At 55.3% G+C, this 16,979-nt stretch carries 18 protein-coding genes; 9 read left to right on the top strand and 9 right to left on the bottom strand.

The features are described from left to right. The first annotated feature begins 20 nt into the window (after window positions 1-20). From GJ746_RS03430 to mdtM, 3 genes are all read left to right on the top strand, one after another. Complete coding sequence (locus tag GJ746_RS03430) at window positions 21-683, top strand: LysE family translocator (RefSeq protein WP_154678936.1); 663 nt, start codon at window positions 21-23, stop codon at window positions 681-683. Next, the gene (locus GJ746_RS03425; RefSeq protein WP_154678935.1) at window positions 676-1,965 is read left to right on the top strand and encodes a DUF445 domain-containing protein; all 1,290 of its coding nucleotides are present in this window, start codon (window positions 676-678) and stop codon (window positions 1,963-1,965) included. The genes GJ746_RS03430 and GJ746_RS03425 overlap by 8 nt, the downstream gene beginning before the upstream one ends. A 177-nt stretch (window positions 1,966-2,142) precedes the next feature. Beyond that, the gene (mdtM, locus tag GJ746_RS03420; RefSeq protein WP_195908790.1) at window positions 2,143-3,387 is read left to right on the top strand and encodes a multidrug efflux MFS transporter MdtM; all 1,245 of its coding nucleotides are present in this window, start codon (window positions 2,143-2,145) and stop codon (window positions 3,385-3,387) included. A gap of 34 nt (window positions 3,388-3,421) precedes the next feature. On the opposite strand, the gene metC is transcribed toward mdtM, so the two are convergent. Further along, window positions 3,422-4,612 (bottom strand): cystathionine beta-lyase, encoded by a 1,191-nt coding sequence (metC, locus tag GJ746_RS03415; protein ID WP_154678934.1) that lies wholly within the window; start codon window positions 4,610-4,612, stop codon window positions 3,422-3,424. Between the two features lie 37 nt (window positions 4,613-4,649). Further along, complete coding sequence (locus GJ746_RS03410; protein ID WP_154678933.1) at window positions 4,650-5,882, bottom strand: dicarboxylate/amino acid:cation symporter; 1,233 nt, start codon at window positions 5,880-5,882, stop codon at window positions 4,650-4,652. Window positions 5,883-6,106: 224 nt separating this feature from the next. Between GJ746_RS03410 and GJ746_RS03405 the strand changes: the two genes are divergently transcribed. The 5 genes from GJ746_RS03405 (at window position 6,107) to GJ746_RS03385 (ending at window position 9,821) form a co-directional block, all read left to right on the top strand. Beyond that, window positions 6,107-7,033, top strand: a complete 927-nt coding sequence (locus GJ746_RS03405) for a LysR family transcriptional regulator (protein WP_154678932.1) — start codon at window positions 6,107-6,109, stop codon at window positions 7,031-7,033. A gap of 258 nt (window positions 7,034-7,291) precedes the next feature. Further along, window positions 7,292-7,531: a DUF2164 domain-containing protein gene (locus GJ746_RS03400; protein WP_154678931.1), complete on the top strand. Its 240-nt coding sequence runs from the start codon at window positions 7,292-7,294 to the stop codon at window positions 7,529-7,531. Window positions 7,532-7,641: 110 nt separating this feature from the next. Next, complete coding sequence (locus tag GJ746_RS03395) at window positions 7,642-8,793, top strand: double-cubane-cluster-containing anaerobic reductase (RefSeq protein ID WP_154678930.1); 1,152 nt, start codon at window positions 7,642-7,644, stop codon at window positions 8,791-8,793. A 9-nt stretch (window positions 8,794-8,802) separates the two neighbouring features. Beyond that, window positions 8,803-9,570: a putative 2-hydroxyacyl-CoA dehydratase activator YjiL gene (yjiL, locus tag GJ746_RS03390; RefSeq protein WP_154678929.1), complete on the top strand. Its 768-nt coding sequence runs from the start codon at window positions 8,803-8,805 to the stop codon at window positions 9,568-9,570. Further along, the gene (locus GJ746_RS03385) at window positions 9,567-9,821 is read left to right on the top strand and encodes a DUF3343 domain-containing protein (RefSeq protein WP_154678928.1); all 255 of its coding nucleotides are present in this window, start codon (window positions 9,567-9,569) and stop codon (window positions 9,819-9,821) included. Before yjiL ends, GJ746_RS03385 begins: the two co-directional genes overlap by 4 nt. A gap of 87 nt (window positions 9,822-9,908) precedes the next feature. On the opposite strand, the gene GJ746_RS03380 is transcribed toward GJ746_RS03385, so the two are convergent. Genes GJ746_RS03380 through GJ746_RS03370 form a run of 3 tightly spaced genes read right to left on the bottom strand, consistent with a single transcriptional unit; the run spans window position 9,909 to window position 12,176 of the window. Further along, a complete protein-coding gene (locus tag GJ746_RS03380) occupies window positions 9,909-11,012 on the bottom strand; it encodes a M20 peptidase aminoacylase family protein (protein ID WP_154678927.1) in 1,104 nt (367 codons plus the stop codon). A 20-nt stretch (window positions 11,013-11,032) separates the two neighbouring features. Next, complete coding sequence (locus GJ746_RS03375; RefSeq protein WP_154678926.1) at window positions 11,033-11,500, bottom strand: YjiG family protein; 468 nt, start codon at window positions 11,498-11,500, stop codon at window positions 11,033-11,035. After that, window positions 11,493-12,176: a nucleoside recognition domain-containing protein gene (locus GJ746_RS03370; RefSeq protein WP_154678925.1), complete on the bottom strand. Its 684-nt coding sequence runs from the start codon at window positions 12,174-12,176 to the stop codon at window positions 11,493-11,495. Before GJ746_RS03370 ends, GJ746_RS03375 begins: the two co-directional genes overlap by 8 nt. A gap of 355 nt (window positions 12,177-12,531) precedes the next feature. On the opposite strand from GJ746_RS03370, the gene GJ746_RS03365 reads away from it, so the two are divergent. Continuing rightward, window positions 12,532-13,446 carry a LysR substrate-binding domain-containing protein gene (locus GJ746_RS03365; RefSeq protein WP_154678924.1) on the top strand — a complete coding sequence of 305 codons (915 nt, stop codon included), beginning with the start codon at window positions 12,532-12,534 and terminating at the stop codon, window positions 13,444-13,446. Between the two features lie 2 nt (window positions 13,447-13,448). Here the strand turns inward: GJ746_RS03365 and GJ746_RS03360 are convergent, their stop codons facing one another. From GJ746_RS03360 to GJ746_RS03345, 4 genes are all read right to left on the bottom strand, one after another. Next, complete coding sequence (locus GJ746_RS03360) at window positions 13,449-14,513, bottom strand: DUF2955 domain-containing protein (RefSeq protein ID WP_154678923.1); 1,065 nt, start codon at window positions 14,511-14,513, stop codon at window positions 13,449-13,451. Then, window positions 14,503-15,570: an HlyD family secretion protein gene (locus GJ746_RS03355; protein WP_154678922.1), complete on the bottom strand. Its 1,068-nt coding sequence runs from the start codon at window positions 15,568-15,570 to the stop codon at window positions 14,503-14,505. Before GJ746_RS03355 ends, GJ746_RS03360 begins: the two co-directional genes overlap by 11 nt. A gap of 6 nt (window positions 15,571-15,576) precedes the next feature. Then, entirely contained in the window at window positions 15,577-16,041 is a 465-nt protein-coding gene (locus GJ746_RS03350; RefSeq protein ID WP_154678921.1) for a MarR family winged helix-turn-helix transcriptional regulator, read from the bottom strand. A 704-nt stretch (window positions 16,042-16,745) separates the two neighbouring features. Continuing rightward, entirely contained in the window at window positions 16,746-16,910 is a 165-nt protein-coding gene (locus tag GJ746_RS03345) for a DUF1127 domain-containing protein (RefSeq protein ID WP_154678920.1), read from the bottom strand. Between the last annotated feature and the right edge of the window lie 69 nt (window positions 16,911-16,979).

Below are 16,979 nucleotides of genomic sequence, written 5' to 3'. Positions count from 1 at the left end.
AGGTTATTACTGAGGTTGCTATGAACATACTCACTACGCTCTTTCCCTCCGCCTTCCCCGCGCTGGCGCTCTCCCATTTTGTCGCCCTGCTGAGCCCCGGGCCGGATTTTTTCCTGCTGGTAGGCTACGCCATCCGCTACCGCCTGCGCGGCAGCGTCGGGCTGTGCATCGGTATCGCCGCAGGCAACGGCCTGTATATCATACTGGCGATTATCGGCTGGGGGATCCTGCGCCACGCGCCGCTACTGTTTACGATTATTGAACTGCTGGGCGCTGCATATTTGTTGTGGATAGGCAGCCTGCTGCTCAGAAGCCGTCCGGCCACGCTGGAGCTGCGCAGCGCTTCGGCTTCACGCCCGTCGCTGATAAAACAGCTTTTGCTGGGTCTGGGCTCTTCGCTGCTGAATCCGAAAAATGCGCTGTTCTATCTCGCGCTGATGACCTCCCTGCTGGGGCCGAACGTCACCCTGGTACAGCAGGCCGTCAGCGGAGTCTGGATGACCAGCGTGGTGCTGATATGGGATTTGTTATTGGTATCGCTGATTGCGTTACCGTCGGTGCAGCGCCGTCTTTCCGCCGTCGTCTGGCGAGTGGAGCGGGTGGCAGGTGGGGTGTTGATGGCTTTTGGCGGCTGGATTGTGTGGCAGTTTTTGCACGAGTTCGCCGTCAGGCTATATGCTTAAGCATATGGAAAAACTCGCTGAACTGAAACGCGCCAAACTGCTGGCGCTCTCGCTGCTGCTAATTGCAGTCGCTATTTTTATCACTACCCTCTTGCTGCCGCCAACGCCCTGGGTCGGTGCGCTGAAGGCTATCTCCGAAGCGGCGATGGTCGGCGCGCTGGCGGACTGGTTCGCGGTGGTAGCGCTGTTCCGCCGCATTCCGCTGCCGTTTGTTTCGCAGCATACGGCGATTATTCCGCGTAATAAGGACCGGATCGCCGACAATCTTGGCTATTTCGTCCAGGAGAAATTTCTTGATACGCCGTCGCTGGTGGCGCTGATCCGCCGCTATGAACCGGCGCTGATGCTTGGCAACTGGTTCAGCCAGCCGGACAATGCCCGTCGCGTCGGCCAGCATCTGCTGAAGGTGATGAGCGGTTTTCTGGAGCTGACCGACGATGCGCGGATCCAGCGCCTGCTGCGCCGGGCGGTACACAAAGCAATTGATAAGGCCGATTTAACTCAGACCAGCGCCATGATGCTGGAGGGGCTGACTCGCGATAACCGTCACCAGAAGCTGCTGGATTCGCTGATTAGCCAGCTGATCGCCCTGCTACAGCGCGACAGCTCGCGGGCATTTATTGCCCGCGGCATCGTGCACTGGCTGGAGACCGAGCACCCGCTCAAAGCTAAGCTGCTTCCTACCGAATGGCTCGGCGAACACAGCGCAGAAATGGTCACCGATGCTGTCAATACGCTGCTCGACGAAGTCAGCCAGGATCGGGCCCATCAGATCCGTCAGGCTTTCGATCGCGCGGCGATGAAGCTGATCGATAGCCTTAAATCCGATCCGCAGATGGCGGAAAAAGCGGATAATATCAAAGCGTACCTGAAGAATGATGAAACCTTTAACCGCTATCTTGGCGAGGTGTGGGCCGACCTGCGCGGCTGGATCAAAAACGACGTCAATAACGAAGATTCACGCATTAAGCAGCGCATTGCCGAAGCCGGGCAGTGGTTTGGCGAAACGCTGCTCCATGATGAGGCGCTGCGCGAGTCGCTGAACGAGCACCTTGAACAAGCGGCGCATCGGGTGGCACCGGAGTTTGCCGCCTTCCTTACCCGCCATATCAGCGACACGGTTAAAAGCTGGGACTCGCGCGATATGTCGCGGCAAATCGAACTGAACATCGGCAAAGACCTGCAGTTTATCCGCATCAACGGTACGCTGGTTGGCGGTACTATCGGCCTGGTGCTGTGGCTGTTTTCACAAATTCCGTCGCTGCTGAATTTACATATATAATTTAAATAACTGTTTTTAATTGATTTTCAAAACAAATAAAATTAACCATCAAAAATGAATGGATATATATGTTGACCCTGAATTTATTGCAGTGTGAAGTGCTGAAGCTGTTTATAACGCAAAACTCAGGATAGCTACCGATCGTCATTGCGTAGAGACTCAACAAGGAGCCCACCGATGTTGCAATGGATGACCCGCTTTTTTGCCCGCCATTCCGCCACGCTGTTCTTTCCGGCAGCGCTGATCCTGTATGACTTTGCCGCCTATCTGACTACCGACCTTATCCAGCCGGGCATTATCCACGTGGTGCGCGATTTTGACGCCGACGTGGCGCTGGCTCCCGCGTCGGTCAGCCTGTATATGGCCGGCGGCATGGCGCTCCAGTGGCTGCTTGGCCCGCTCTCCGATCGTATTGGCCGCCGTCCGGTTTTGCTGACCGGCGCGCTGATTTTTACCCTTGCCTGCTTAGCGACCATGTTCACGACCTCGATGGAGCAATTCCTCGCGGCGCGCTTTATTCAGGGTACCAGCATCTGTTTCATCGCCACGGTTGGCTACGTCACCGTACAGGAAGCATTCGGCCAGACAAAGGCCATTAAGCTGATGGCGATTATTACCTCGATCGTGCTGATTGCGCCGATTATTGGTCCGCTTTCCGGCGCGGCGTTAATGCACTTCGTCCACTGGAAGGTGCTGTTCGGAATTATTGCGGCGATGGGGTTTATCGCCTGGATGGGGCTGCTGCTTAACATGCCGGAAACCGTCCGGCGCGGCGACGTTCCCTTTAGCGCCATCGGCGTACTGCGCGATTTCCGCGATGTGTTCCGCAACCGTATTTTTCTGTTCGGTGCCGCAACCCTCTCACTCAGCTATATCCCTCTGATGAGCTGGGTGGCGGTCTCGCCGGTTATCCTGATTGACGATGGCGGGATGACGACCACAGAGTTCGCCTGGACCCAGGTACCGGTTTTCAGTGCGGTGATCGTTGCCAATCTGTCGGTAGCGCGCTGGGTAAAAGACCCGACGCGTCCGCGCTTTATCTGGCGCGCGGTGCCTATCCAGATGACCGGGCTGGCGCTCCTGATCCTTGGTAATTTACTGTGGCCACACGTCTGGCTATGGTCGGTACTTGGTACCTGTTTCTATGCCTTCGGCATTGGGCTTATTTTCCCGACGCTGTTCCGTTTTACGCTATTTTCTAACGAGTTACCTAAAGGTACCGTTTCCGCCTCTCTGAACATCGTACTCCTCAGCGTCAGCGCGCTCTCTATCGAGCTGGCGCGCTGGCTGTGGTTTAGCGGCGGCAGACTGCCGTTCCATCTGCTGGCGGTAGCCGCGGGGATCGCGGCCGCATGCTGTCTGGCGGGGTTGTTAAGCCGGATGCGCCAGCACGAACCTTCGTCACTGGCGACCGAGAAATAAACTACCGCCCCACAGCGCCGTGGGGCCTTTTTTATTAAGCAATACGGGTAAATCCGGCCTCCAGATCGGCAATCAAATCCTCCACATCCTCCAGCCCGATATGCACCCTCACCAGCGTCCCGTTGAAGTCAACATCCCCCGCCGGACGAATGCTGTTCAGTTCCTCCGGCTGGTTTGCCAAAATTAATGACTCAAACCCGCCCCAGGAATAGGCCATATGAAACAGAGAGAAATTATCGAGGAAATTCGCCATCTGCTCGTCGGTTAATCTGTTTTTTAGCACAAAAGAAAACAGACCAGAGCTTCCGGCAAAATCACGTTGAAAATATTCATGGCCTGGACATTCCGGTAACGCCGGATGGTTGACTCGCGCGACTTCCGGTCTTGCCGACAGCCAGCGCGCAATATAAATACTGCTCTCCTGGTGCTGTTTGAGGCGAACGGCCAGCGTACGCAATCCGCGGCTACCGTTGTAGGCGGTATCGGCGTCCAAAGTTTGCCCCATCAGGTATGAGTTCTCACGCAGACGATCCCAGCAGCGAGCATTGGAGACTGCGGTGCCCAGCATCCCATCGGAGTGGCCAATGGTGTACTTTGTTCCAGCCTGTATGGAAATGTCGACGCCATAATCCAGAGCCTTAAACAGCACGCCCGCCGCCCAGGTATTATCGATCATGATAATAATTTCGGGGTTTACCGCGCGGAGCGCTTTCACCATCCCTGGAACATCCTGTACTTCCATAGTGATGGAACTGGGAGATTCAAGAAACACCACTCGGGTTTCGGGGCGCAAAAGGTCCACGATACCCGCGCCAATCATCGGATCGTAATACGTGGTTTCAACATTGAATTTACTCAGGATCTTATTGCAAAAATCCTGAGTCGGCTCATAGGCTGCTCCCGTCATCAGGATATGATCGCCGCTCTCGACGAATGCCAGAATCGCGTTAGTCACCGCAGCAGCACCGCAAGGATAAAGCGCACAGCCCGCCCCGCCTTCTAACTCACTCATCGCCTTCTGAAACGCAAAGTGGGTATACGTCCCGCGGCGACCGTAAAACAGTTCGCCATTCGCACGATTAGCAGTGGCAAATTTTTTGTCCTTCACGGTATCAAATACCAGCGAAGAAGCACGCTGAATGACCGGGTTTACCGCCCCCTGGGTGTAGCGTTTATCACGTCCAGCGACGACCAGTTGCGTTTCGAGTTTGATAGAATCGTTCATAATATCTCCTGTTTCATGCTTAATCCGTGTTGAAAACCTACACCGCCGCGACCGTTGAGCTCGCCTCAGCGCTCACCGGCTTTTTTCCGGCAAACCGCTCTACTATCTGCGCCGCGTTCAAATCGTGGATTACGTTGATAAGCGTTGCCGGAGCGTCCGTTATCGCCCCCAGTACCACCAGCATTGGGATGGCTTCCATTGGCAGCCCCAGCGTAGTGACAATAAAGATCTCCCCGAGAAATGCGCCGCCCGGTACGCCGCCGACGATGATGGCGGAAAGTACGGCGATCAACATCGTCAGGAAGAACGTCTCGGCGGTGAAATCCATTCCCAGCACCGAGTAAATAAAGACAATTTTCAACGCCGCGATCATCGCCACGCCGCCTTTATTCAGGTTGACCAGCAGCGGAATAGAGACGTCCACGATTTCCGGGTTAATCCCCATCGCTTTACCGGCGCGTAGCGTGACGGGTAAGGTTCCTAAGGAGGAGCAGGTTCCCAGTGCGGTAGCCGATGGTTCGATGGCGTTACGCCAGAAAGCCTTCACCGCCGGAATACCGCCGCCAATGTACGAATAAAAAATCGAGCCAAAGATGTAGTAGACCAGCGTCGCCGCCATAAACAGGCCGATTGCGTGGGCAAAGGTCAACAACAGCGCGGAATCCTGGCTAGCCATGGTCGCCGCGAAATAACAGCCGAGCCCCACCGGAGCGACCTTCATGATGATGGAAACAATCTTCATAATGACGGTGTTGGTATCTTCCAACAGCGACGCGATACGTTTACCCGCCTGCTCCGATTGCCCAATGGCAATACCGGCGATAATCGCCATCACGATCAGCGCAAGAATATTGGACTTAGAGAACAGCCCGATAAAATCGCTAGTCGTAATCATGCTGACAAAGTCCATCTTTCCGCTCCCTGCCTGTACTGACTGAGAGAGATCGATAGTGACGCCCTGCGCTGGGTTGTACCAAAGTGCAAGCGCGACAATCCCGGCGGCAGGAATAAACGCCATCGCGATAGAAACAATAAAGATAATTGCCATAATGCGCCCCAGCCTTCTCAGGTCGGTCATACTGGCAATAGACGACATCACGCTGATACCCACCAGCGGAACAATAATCATAAATAACAGGTTTAGAAATATCTGACCGACTGGCTGCAATTTACTTGCCACTGACGGAGCGTAAATACCTAACAGCCCACCAGCTACCAGAGCGGATAAAAGAATAATAGAAGATTTGTAGGGTTCAAGTCGTGTCCACATAACCGGCACCTTTTAATTTAAATTGTATTAAATGAGATTTAATTCACAATTTGATGATTAATTTTCTCGCCTCCCGTCATTTTGTGATGCAACTCACTTAAGTTGTCATTTATTCACTTTAAAAACTCTTTATTTCCTATTAATCAATAATTACATGTTTAAATCGCCAATGTAATGGCCTATTCGTACCGTTTTAGCAAATCACTTGTGAATAAAAGGCAACAATGAGCATGCAGATATCGCTAAAGAATTTAGAATTTTTTATCAAAATCGTAGATTGTGGAGGATTATCTGAAGCCGCAGCGCAGCTCAACGTGTCGCCCTCTGCAGTCAGTAAAAGCCTGGCCGCAATGGAAAATTCACTGGGCACCACCTTAATTAAACGCACCACTCGCAGTATTACCCTGACCGATGCAGGACAATATTTTTTTAACCGTGCTAATAAATTACTGAAGGAATTTGATGAAACACTCAATACGACCTCAAGCTATGACCAAAATCCTCAGGGTGAATTACGTGTAACCTGTTCAATTGCTTTCGGTTATTCCCACCTGATCAATCTGGTAGGCAAATACCGCCTGAAATTCCCGGATGTGAATCTTTATATCGACCTGAATGATAATTTCATCAATCTGAATGAAACTGATTTTGATATCGCCCTGCGCATCTCTACTGCGCCACCGCAAAACTATGCCATGCGCAAGCTGGTACCGATCCGCTGGGCATACTGCGCTTCGCCTGATTACCTTGCTAAAAAAGGGATCCCCCAACGCCGGATTGATTTGGCAGGCCATGACTGTCTGGTTTATCCAGGCCTCACGCCAGTACTGAAAATAGCTGACGATCAGGATCGCTTGCATCAATTGAAACTTCACATGCCGATTCAAGCTAATAGTAGCCTGGTGCTACTAAAGTCAGTCTTAGAGGGACAAGGGGTCGCATACCTGCCAACTTATTTGATTGGCGGGCATATTCAAAAAGAGGAGATCACGCCGCTGCTGCTCAATGGCACCATTACGTGCGAAACGCACGCCCTGTATGCACTCTATTTCCCCAGCAAATACAGCAATCCAAAAGTTCGCTCCTTTATCGATTTCCTGGTCGATGAGCTCGGGACATTACCAGCATGGGATAGCTGGATACCGAACTGAGTCGATTGTTTTGCAGGGATTTATCCATTTATCCCTAAAATAATCCGGGTTGCAGGACAAAAAGGTTAATCGTTTTGAACAGCGCTTGCGCTGGCCCCGCAAGGGGCGAGGCCACAGGCCGAGTAACAAAACCAACGCACATGCCACTTGAAGTATGAAGGGGATATTTACGTCTGGTAGACGTTTGATATATCAGATGATATCTCTATCACGACAAATAATATCATTGCTTTCACAGCCCAGTTATCAGGAGAAAAAATGACTGAAATCACCTTATCATCCGCCGAGCGCGATCTGCTACGCGAGAAGCTATGTAAATACTGTGAAGAGAATTTTGAACTGGAGCTGGAGCAATTTGACGCTGAATTCTTCGTCGACTTTATCGCTAAAGAGCTGGGTCCGATGTTTTATAACGCCGGAATTGATACGGCAATCGCCACTCAGCTTGCCTGGAGCGACCGGATTCAGGAAGAGATGGATCTGAAAAAAGTCTTTTAGCAACTTCCGTTCGAGAGTCCGACATGCGTGGGCGATCAACAAATACATACTATTAATAGGGTTATAATGCGCGTTCTTTCATCATCTCCCGTGTACGGGGAAGGAAAACCATGTCGCTTATCACCGATCTACCCGCCATTTTTGACCAGTTCTCTGAAGCCCGTCAGCAGGGCTTTCTCACGGTAATGGAACTCAAAGAGCAAAACATTCCGCTGATCGGCACCTATTGCACCTTTATGCCACAGGAGATCGCCATGGCCGCAGGCGCGGTTGTGGTGTCGCTGTGCTCAACCTCCGACGAAACCATTGAAGAGGCGGAAAAGGACCTGCCGCGCAATCTCTGCCCGCTGATCAAAAGCAGCTACGGCTTTGGCAAAACCGACAAATGCCCCTACTTCTATTTTTCCGATCTCGTGGTAGGCGAAACCACCTGCGACGGTAAAAAGAAAATGTACGAGTACATGGCCGAATTCAAAGCCGTACACGTGATGCAGCTGCCAAACAGCGCCGGTGATGATGCCTCACGGGCGCTGTGGAAAGCCGAAATCCTGCGCCTGCAGAAGGCGATAGAAGATCGCTTTGGCACGCCGATCAGCGAAGCCGCCCTGCGCGAGGCGATTATCCTGAAGAACCGCGAACGTCGGGCGCTGGCGAACTTTTATCGCGTCGGGCAGCTCAACCCGCCTGCGCTTAGCGGCAGCGATATCTTAAAAGTGGTCTACGGTGCGACCTTCCGCTTCGACAAAGAGGCGCTGATTGATGAGCTCAACGGCATGGCCGAGCGGGTTCGCCAACAGTGGCAGGAGGGCAAACGGCTGGACGCGCGGCCGCGAATTCTCATCACCGGCTGCCCGATTGGCGGCGCGGCGGAAAAAGTGGTGAAAGCCATTGAGGATAACGGCGGCTGGGTGGTTGGCTTTGAAAACTGTACCGGAGCCAAAGCTACCGAGCGCTGCGTCGGGGAAACCGGCGACGTTTACGACGCCCTGACCGACAAATACCTCGCTATCGGCTGTTCCTGCATCTCGCCGAACGACCAGCGCTTAACCCTGCTCAGCCAAATGGTAGAAGAGTACCAGGCCGACGGCGTCGTGGACGTTATTCTGCAGGCCTGCCATACCTACGCGGTGGAGTCGCTGGCGATTAAACGCCACGTGCGTCAGCAGCACGACATCCCCTATATCGCCATTGAAACCGACTATTCAACGGCGGATATCGGCCAGCTCAGCACCCGCGTGGCGGCCTTTATTGAAATGCTGTAGGGAGCGCGCGTGACTGTTACCGTAGGGATTGATTCCGGCTCTACCGCCACCAAAGGCATCCTGCTCGCAGACGGCGTGATCCTGCGCCGTTTTCTCAGCCCGACGCCGTTTCGCCCCGCCGACGCCATCGTTGAGGCGTGGGAAACGCTCAGCGCTGGCCTGAACGAGCGCCCGTTTTTAACCTTAACCGGCTATGGCCGCCAGCTGGTGGATTTCGCCGATAAGCAGGTCACCGAGATCTCCTGCCACGGACTCGGCGCGCGCCTGCTGGCCCCGCAGACCCGCACGGTCATTGATATCGGTGGCCAGGACAGCAAGGTTATCCAGCTGGACGAAGAGGGTAACCTCACCGATTTTCTGATGAACGATAAATGCGCTGCGGGCACCGGGCGCTTTCTGGAGGTGATATCGCGCACGCTGGGGGCCAGCGTCGAGCAGCTCGATAGCATTACCGAGGGCGTTGAACCGCATGCGATTACCAGTATGTGCACGGTGTTCGCCGAATCCGAGGTCATCAGCCTGCGTTCGGCCGGAGTGCCGCCGGAGGCGATCCTCGCCGGCGTCATCAACGCCATGGCCCGACGCAGCGCCAATTTTATTGGCCGCCTGTCGGCGCAGGGGCCGCTTCTGTTCACCGGCGGCGTCAGCCACTGCGCGGCCTTCGCGCGGATGCTGGAGGGGCACGTGGGAATGGCGGTGCAGACGCATCCCGACGCGCAGTTTGCCGGAGCGATCGGCGCCGCGCTAATTGGCCTACGTCAGAGGAGCCGCCGGTGACGGAATATCTGTTTTTGTTTCACTCAACGGTGGGCGTGGTGCGAATGCGCAAAGCCCTGCAGGCGGCGGGAATGACTTTCCGGGTGAAGGACATTCCGCGCCAGCTGCGCGGCGGCTGCGGGCTGTGCATTTATCTCAGCTGTGAAGAGGGAGAGGAACAACGGTGGGTTATCCCCGGTGCAACGGAAGCCCTGTTTCGCGTCACCGGGGATAACTACCAGCTGCTGGCTCAGTTTCCACAGCAGGCGTAACCCAAGCGCCAATCATATTTTGGCAGGCCGGGTAAGGCGCCAGCCGCCACCCGGCATGAAGCGAGCGCAATATCCGGGTTTAGCCCCTCACCCCAGCAGCTGGCGCACGCAGGATTTAAACACCCGCACGCCATCCGCCAGCGCGGCGCGGTCGAAATGCATCTCCGGATGGTGCAGCCCCGGCAGCAGGTCGCAGCCCAGCCCCCAGAATCCACCTTTAACCTCTGGACGCAGGCGCAGGTAGTGGAAAAAGTCTTCACTGCCCGGCGTGCTTTTCGCGTCGGTTAATCCGGCATCGCCAAAGACCTCGCGAATCGCCTGGCTGACGATGGCCGTAGCCTGTTCATCAATAATAGCGGCGGGCATCTCTTTGACGATCTGGATATTAACGGTGGCGCCGTAAGCCACCGCGCTGCTCTCTATCGCCCGCACCACGCGCTCTTTCAGCATCGCCATGCCGTCGTTTTCCGCGCTGCGCAGATCCCAACACACGTGCGCTTTCGCCGGCACCGAGTTGGTGACCCCCGCATCGCAAAGAAAGCGCGTCGCTTTTGCGCTCCAGGTCAGCGAAGGCGCCAGATGAATCCCGTTCACCGCCTGTACCGCGTGCGAGGCAGCGTCCAGCGCGTTAATGCCCAGATGAGGGCGCGCGGCGTGGGCGGCTTTGCCGTGGAAATCAACCATCACCGTCGCGGAGGCGGAGTAGTACATTGCCGGTACCGCTTTCCCTTTCGGACACTCTTCCAGCGGCCTGAGATGGAAACCGAACAGCATATCCACGTCGTCCAGTACGCCCGCTTCAGTCAGCGCTATCGCTCCCGTGCCCAGCTCCTCGGCGGGCTGAAAGAGTATTTTCAGCTTCCCGCGCTTTACCAGCCCTTCGGCGAGGATCTCTTCCGCGGCGGTCAACACCACCGAAGAGTGACCGTCATGGCCGCAGGTATGGCGAGCTTCTAAACGACCATCGATAATATGGCCCAGCGCATCCATATCTGCCCGCAGCGCCACGACCGGCCCCGGCCTGCCGCTATCCAGCAGCGCCACAATGCCGGTGGTGCCGCCGACGTTGCGCTGCACCTGAAACCCCGCGGCTTCTAATGCATCGCCTATATATGCCGACGTTTTGTACTCCTCAAAGCCCAGTTCAGGGATTTGATGCAGATAATTGAAATGCTCTAAAGTTCGCGACACGTCTTACTCCTTGCCTTTTCTTAAGCAATCACGCGCATGATTAGCATGGCGATGACGGCATTGATAATGCTCACCGCCATCAGCAGCGGCCAATATTTTTTCGGGACATCCGCCACGCCGAGCAGCCGCCCCATATACTGAAGCTGCGAACCCATCAGGAAAATCGCCGGGATAAGAATAGTGATATCCGCCACGTTGAGCGTACCTTTGCTCAACAGGCTCACCGCCACGCCGGTTCCCGCAGAAGCGGAAAGCCAGGAGGTCAGCAATACGGTAATCGCTTCACCCGGCAGACCAAAAAGCCCCATCAGCGGCGCACAAACGTGTCCGATAATCTGCATGACGCCGAGTAAATTAAGCATTTCGGCGATCACGTAGGCCATTAATACATTCGGCATCAGGTTGTTGATGGCAATATTAAATCCTTTACGTGCACCAATAACAAAAATATCGAACGGGTTACTAGAGACTTTTGCCGAATTATTCATTTTCAAAATCTCCTTTATAAGCAGTATTGAGAACCAGACGCGTGATTGCCGCACCGACAAATTTCAGCGCAAACATTAAAAGCAGCGGGATAATAATAGGAATAGTCAGCGAAGCGAAAAGCGCCGAACCAATCGAGAAATAGTTATTAATCAGACCGGCGCCAGAATATTGCCATGCCCCCATAATGACCAGGTCCTTACGGTTTATTCTGTTGCTGTCATACAGCTCTTTCGTCAGCGCCGCACCGGCATCGGTACTCTGTAAATCAGTAATTAACGCCAGGCCGGTATAGCCCGGGATCCCAAGCAGCGGCCGTAACAGCGGCGTCAGCAGCTTATGCGCCGCGCGAATCGCGCCATAGTGGGTGAAGATTTCCAGCAGGCCCAGCGCCAGCATCACCGTTGGCACCAGCGACAGAGCAAACAGGAAACCAGCCTTGGCGCTGATGCCGCCGCTGCCAATAAAGGTGTTGGTTTCCGGCGTTTTCATGGTGCCGAAGGCGCCGCCGAGCGTGGTGAAGTCAAACGCCCCCAGCCAGGCCATGCCTTCCACCTTAAACAGTAACCCGGAGAAAACTAATAATACGATGACCAGTGAAATCCAGGCCCCGGGCCCGACTTTCCACTCATTTGCCGTTTCGTCGGAGGAACATTCCAACGTTTTATTTTCACTCATACCCTGTCCTCACATCATGAAATGTTAGTGCGATTGTTTGCAATTTGAGATTTTGTCAATTTATTGTTATTCGATCTTATTATTTTTTACTGATAAGCTTTTTCCGAGAAATAATTCTTACCCGCAGGCTCATTGGTATACCTCTCCCGTATTCACTTTATCAGCATCATCACAAATTCTTATTCTTTGACTGTCTGAGTCTTTCGGCCTTAATAGCGTGCCGAAAATGCCCGATGAAAATTATCCCCTATTCCAGTTTTTGTCCGAATTACGATTATCTATAACTCGTCGGGATGATAAATACCTGTGAAAGGGTGTTATTGTTGACCACAGGTCAACAAAGGAGTGAAAAACGATGTTGCATGAGAGGCCTATGAGCTATCTGTATGAAGTCGGGATTCAGGGAGGCATTCGCCGGGCCGCCGATATTCTGGGGATCAATCCGTCAGCTATCAGCCGCCAGATAGCACAGCTGGAACGGGCGCTGGAGCTGCCTCTGCTTGAAAGGCAGGGAAGAAACGTGGTGCTTACTGAAGCAGGGCGCCTGCTGGCAGAGGATTACTACGAAAGCCGCCAGCGGCGGGAAAAACTGGAAAGCCATCTGAAAGATTTACGCCACATGCGCGGCGGGACCATCTCGGTGAGGATTGGCGGCGGGCTGGTCACCACCTTTATTGAATCGGTGATGAGTACATTTTCTCAATCCTGGCCAAACGTGTTCGTGGATATTATTGTCGGCAGCATGCAGGAGATGCTCAACGACATCGCCAACGGCGAAGCGGATATGGCGGTCGCTTTCGGCCCCATCGGCAACCCGGAGCTTAAACGCCACAGCTTCCAGTGGGGTCCCATCTGCGCGGTGGTCTCTCCGCATCACCCTATTGCTACCCGGCCCGCCGTCACTATCGATGAACTCACGCAATACCGCCTGATCGCGCTCACTGAAAGCTATGGCCTGCAGCGCCATATGAACGCTATGTTCAAAACCGCAGGACGGCAATTTCACCCGGCCTATCGCTGCAACCTCTTTTCGACCGCCATGAGCCTGAGCCAGGCAGGATTGGGGATCTCTTTTATGACCGCATACGCCGCCCGGGAAGCGATCGCCCACGGCATTCTGCGGGCGGTTCCTATCGATCATCCTATCTCCAGCAGCGCCCAGTGCCATCTGTTACGCAACTCCGACCGTCGTTTTTCTCCGGCGGCGCATCATATGTGGCGGCTGCTGCACAACGCTTTTCGCGACGCGCAGCGGGCGCTGGCGGCCTGAGCTTATTCGGTCACCACAAACCGGGTTGGCGCAAAGCAGTTCAGCAGCCGATGCACCAGGAAGACCATGGTCAGCGTGACGATCAGCGCCACGGTCACCGAGGTAATGCGGTACAGATCGCTGAACACCAGGTCCTGATCCGGATGCAGGTTCTGGCCGAACATGATGCCGATGGTGGTGATGCTGGCGAAACCAACGCCGGCGCCCACTTTCTCCATCACGTGCAGGCGAGCGCTAAACGCCAGGCCGAGGCCAATCAGCTGCATCATCAGCAGCATATGGTTGCTGAAGTCGTAGATAATCAGCTGCACCACCAGAATATAAAGGCAGGCCAGCACCACCCCCACCACGCGCCAGATCGAACTGAGCACCGCGCCGCGATAGTGCATCGGGAACAGGATTAAAATGCCCGCCATCAGCGCCGACAGCGAGTCGCTCAGATCGCAGACCTGGAAGATCACAAAGATCATCGTCGCCACGCTGCCGGAAAGCAGATATTCGTGGCGAATACGGGCGGCATCTTTTTCAATGCGCGGCGGCGGCTTGCGCGGTTCGACATCCGGGATGAAGTAGTTGAGCAGCGCGCTCAGCGCCACCGCCATCACGCAGGCCTCCATATTGGAGAACATCAGCGTGTGCCAGTTGCTGGTGGGATAGCTCATAAAGTTGAGCATCGTGCTTTGACATACCACGCCCATCGAACCCAGCAGAAACAACGGCCCCTGGCTCATAAAGCGAAAGCGCATCACGTACAGACCAAACACCACCAGCGTCATAATGACCGGCCACTGTGAAAGATAGCCGACGATCAATACCATTTCGACGCAGTTTACCGCCGCGCTGAACACAAACTGCCGCGCCACATGGCGGTTAAATACCGGCACCAGCGACAGCAGCATCAGCGGATATACCACGAAGAAAACGCCGTACTGTACGTCGTAGAAGGTTGAAATGCTCAGTGCGATAGTGCCGGCCACGGCGATACGCAGCGTCTGACGAAAATCGTTCGCCGTGTAGACGATGTTGCCGTGCGGGGTGAAGACCCGAGCCAGGGTATTAATAGACATAGTGCAGGAAGCTCACCAGATGAATCTGCGCCCCGGCGAAGGTGCGGGCGAACGGGCCATCGCTATTGTAGAGCTGCACCGTGGCGCGCGCGCCGGTCGGCAGCGGCTTATCCAGCGGCTCGTCCAGGGCGACGTGAATACGCATGCGCTGCGCGTCGCGCACCCAGCGGGTGGACTGTTCCGGCTGCGACAGCTGGCCGTTAACTTCTTCCTGTCCGGCAAGAATACCGGCATCGCTGCTGGTGACGTGCGCCCGATATACTTTGCCCGGCAGCGCATCAAACACCACCGCGGCATCGGTATTGACGCCGGTGTGGCGCAGGCTCTTCTCGCGGAAGTCGGCGACAATATCGGTCTGGTTGCTGACCAGCGCCAGCAGCGGTGTGGCGGCGGTAGCGTACAGTCCGGGGTTAAGCTGCAGGTTACTTACCATGCCGTCAGTCTCCGCGCGGACCTTCGTCCAGCCGAGATTAAGCTGCGCTTCCTCCAGCGCGTTGCGGTATTTTTGCAGCGTGACGTTGCGCCCATCGTCGCGCTCGCCGCGCTGGATCAGCAGATTCTGGATACTGGCGTTGAGCGCGCTGACCGACTGCTCGCTGGTCTGCCAGGTGGTACGCACTTTATCCAGATCCGACTGAGAGACGTTTTGCATGGTGCTCAGGCGCTGGTAGCGATCGAAGGTCACCTTATCGTTGCGCGCGGTGTACTGGGCGGTGCGCAGGTTGGCGCGGGCAGAGGCGATCTGCGCGTCCAGCTGCTGGTTGCTCAGCTTCGCCTGTTCAAGGGCGATTTGCGCCGCTTCAACTTTATTAATGAATGGCGTGGGATCGAGCTCATACAGCAGGTCACCCTTTTTCACCTGGCTGTTGTTGTGCACGTAGACATGGGAGACGTAGCCGGAGACGCGCGACGAGACCGGCGTGACCACGCGCATCACGGTGGAGTCCGGCGTGAGCGGGATCCAGATATCGGCAACGATAAACCAGGCGAATATGGCAAGGAAGGCGGCAATACTCACCCTTACCCAGCGGGCAAATTTCTGTTCAGGGGTCATCATAGTTTTTTAGATCTTATTATCTTCTTCGCGGATTATCCGCAAGTTGCAGGCGATTTGATTTAACGTGGCGCTAAAGGCGGCGAGCTGCGCTTCAGGGATGGTTTCAGTGACGCTCTGTTGATAGCTCTCAATCACGCGGTTCAGCTCTTCCAGCCTCGAACGCCCTTCCGCCGTCAACGTCAGCAGGCGTATGCGTTTGTCATATGGCGATGTAGAACGCAGCAGATAACCCTGCTTTTCCAGCTGCGTAAGGGTGCGCATCAGCGGCGGCAGTTCAATGCCCTGCACCTCCGCCAGCTCGCTGACCGAGACGTTATCTCCCAGCTGATGCAGCTGCATCAGCACCGTCCAGCTTGACTGGGTCAGGCCGGTGTCGGTAATGGCAGAATCAATAATCGCGCGCCACTGGCGCACCACCATCGCCATGCGCATGCCCATCGGGCGGCGGGCAAACAGGTCGTCTTCGGTCATATCATTTTCCTCACTTAGCTGTGGGGAAAATAATACTTATCATGGTAAGTATCAAGAAACGAAAAGTGGATAAGCATGAATTGATAAATTATATGAATGTATCATCCCCGGTCGCGCTAGCGCTTACCGGGGCTACGGCTTTGCGCGGTCTGGTAGCCCGGACAAGGCGCGTCAGGCGCCGCATCCGGGGAAATCCACCATCCGCGCTGACGCTTACCGGGGCTACAGCTCTGCGCAGTCTGGTAGCCCAGACAAGGCGTGCCAGGTGCCGCCTCCGGGGAAATCCACCATCCGCACTCACGCTCCCGGGGCTACAGCTCTGCGCAGTCTGGTAGCCCGGACAAGGCGCGTCAAGCGCCGCCTCCGGGGAAATCCACCATCCGCGCTTACGCTCCCGGGGCTACAGCTCTGCGCAGTCTGGTAGCCCGGACAAGGTGCGCCAGGTGCCGCCTCCGGGGAAAATCCCCGGTCGCGCTGACGCTTACCGGAGCTACGGCTTTGCGCGGTCTGGTAGCCCGGACAAGGCGCGTCAGGCACCGCCTCCGGGGGAAATCCCCGGTCACGCTCACGCTTACCGGGGCTACAGCTTCGCGCGGTCTGGTAGCCCGGACGAGGCGCGTCAAGCGCCGCCTCCGGGGAAATCCACCATCCGCGCTTACGCTTAGCGGGGTGATGGATAGGCACCGGATGATAGATCGCATTTTTTAATTGATCTGATCCCGACGCAGCCCGACGTCTTTCAGCTGTTCATCGCTCATACGCTGCAATGTTCTGCGTGTTTGTTCACGAAGCCACCATTTTTTGATCGCCCGCGCCAGAAATACGAAGCCGATAAACGGCTGTTTTGCCCGATTCTCGTGAAATTCCATCCTCTACCTCCTCACCTTGCCAGAGGCTTTATCTTCACGGATCCGGGGCCAAACAATACAGATTCACAA

The sequence above is a fragment of the Klebsiella oxytoca genome, assembly GCF_009707385.1.
Classification (GTDB): domain Bacteria; phylum Pseudomonadota; class Gammaproteobacteria; order Enterobacterales; family Enterobacteriaceae; genus Klebsiella; species Klebsiella oxytoca_C.
The sequence above is the reverse complement of the archived record's forward strand: the minus strand, read 5'-3'. Positions and strand labels throughout refer to the sequence as shown.

Bases quoted from the DNA above. Each gene is read 5' to 3' on its own strand.
- GJ746_RS03430 (WP_154678936.1), top strand. From the start codon at position 21: ATGAACATACTCACTACGCTCTTTCCCTCCGCCTTCCCCGCGCTGGCG.
- GJ746_RS03425 (WP_154678935.1), top strand. From the start codon at position 676: ATGCTTAAGCATATGGAAAAACTCGCTGAACTGAAACGCGCCAAACTG.
- mdtM (WP_195908790.1), top strand. From the start codon at position 2,143: ATGTTGCAATGGATGACCCGCTTTTTTGCCCGCCATTCCGCCACGCTG.
- metC (WP_154678934.1), bottom strand. From the start codon at position 4,612: ATGAACGATTCTATCAAACTCGAAACGCAACTGGTCGTCGCTGGACGT.
- GJ746_RS03410 (WP_154678933.1), bottom strand. From the start codon at position 5,882: ATGTGGACACGACTTGAACCCTACAAATCTTCTATTATTCTTTTATCC.
- GJ746_RS03405 (WP_154678932.1), top strand. From the start codon at position 6,107: ATGAGCATGCAGATATCGCTAAAGAATTTAGAATTTTTTATCAAAATC.
- GJ746_RS03400 (WP_154678931.1), top strand. From the start codon at position 7,292: ATGACTGAAATCACCTTATCATCCGCCGAGCGCGATCTGCTACGCGAG.
- GJ746_RS03395 (WP_154678930.1), top strand. From the start codon at position 7,642: ATGTCGCTTATCACCGATCTACCCGCCATTTTTGACCAGTTCTCTGAA.
- GJ746_RS03375 (WP_154678926.1), bottom strand. From the start codon at position 11,500: ATGAATAATTCGGCAAAAGTCTCTAGTAACCCGTTCGATATTTTTGTT.
- GJ746_RS03370 (WP_154678925.1), bottom strand. From the start codon at position 12,176: ATGAGTGAAAATAAAACGTTGGAATGTTCCTCCGACGAAACGGCAAAT.
- GJ746_RS03365 (WP_154678924.1), top strand. From the start codon at position 12,532: ATGTTGCATGAGAGGCCTATGAGCTATCTGTATGAAGTCGGGATTCAG.
- GJ746_RS03360 (WP_154678923.1), bottom strand. From the start codon at position 14,513: ATGTCTATTAATACCCTGGCTCGGGTCTTCACCCCGCACGGCAACATC.
- GJ746_RS03355 (WP_154678922.1), bottom strand. From the start codon at position 15,570: ATGATGACCCCTGAACAGAAATTTGCCCGCTGGGTAAGGGTGAGTATT.
- GJ746_RS03350 (WP_154678921.1), bottom strand. From the start codon at position 16,041: ATGACCGAAGACGACCTGTTTGCCCGCCGCCCGATGGGCATGCGCATG.
- GJ746_RS03345 (WP_154678920.1), bottom strand. From the start codon at position 16,910: ATGGAATTTCACGAGAATCGGGCAAAACAGCCGTTTATCGGCTTCGTA.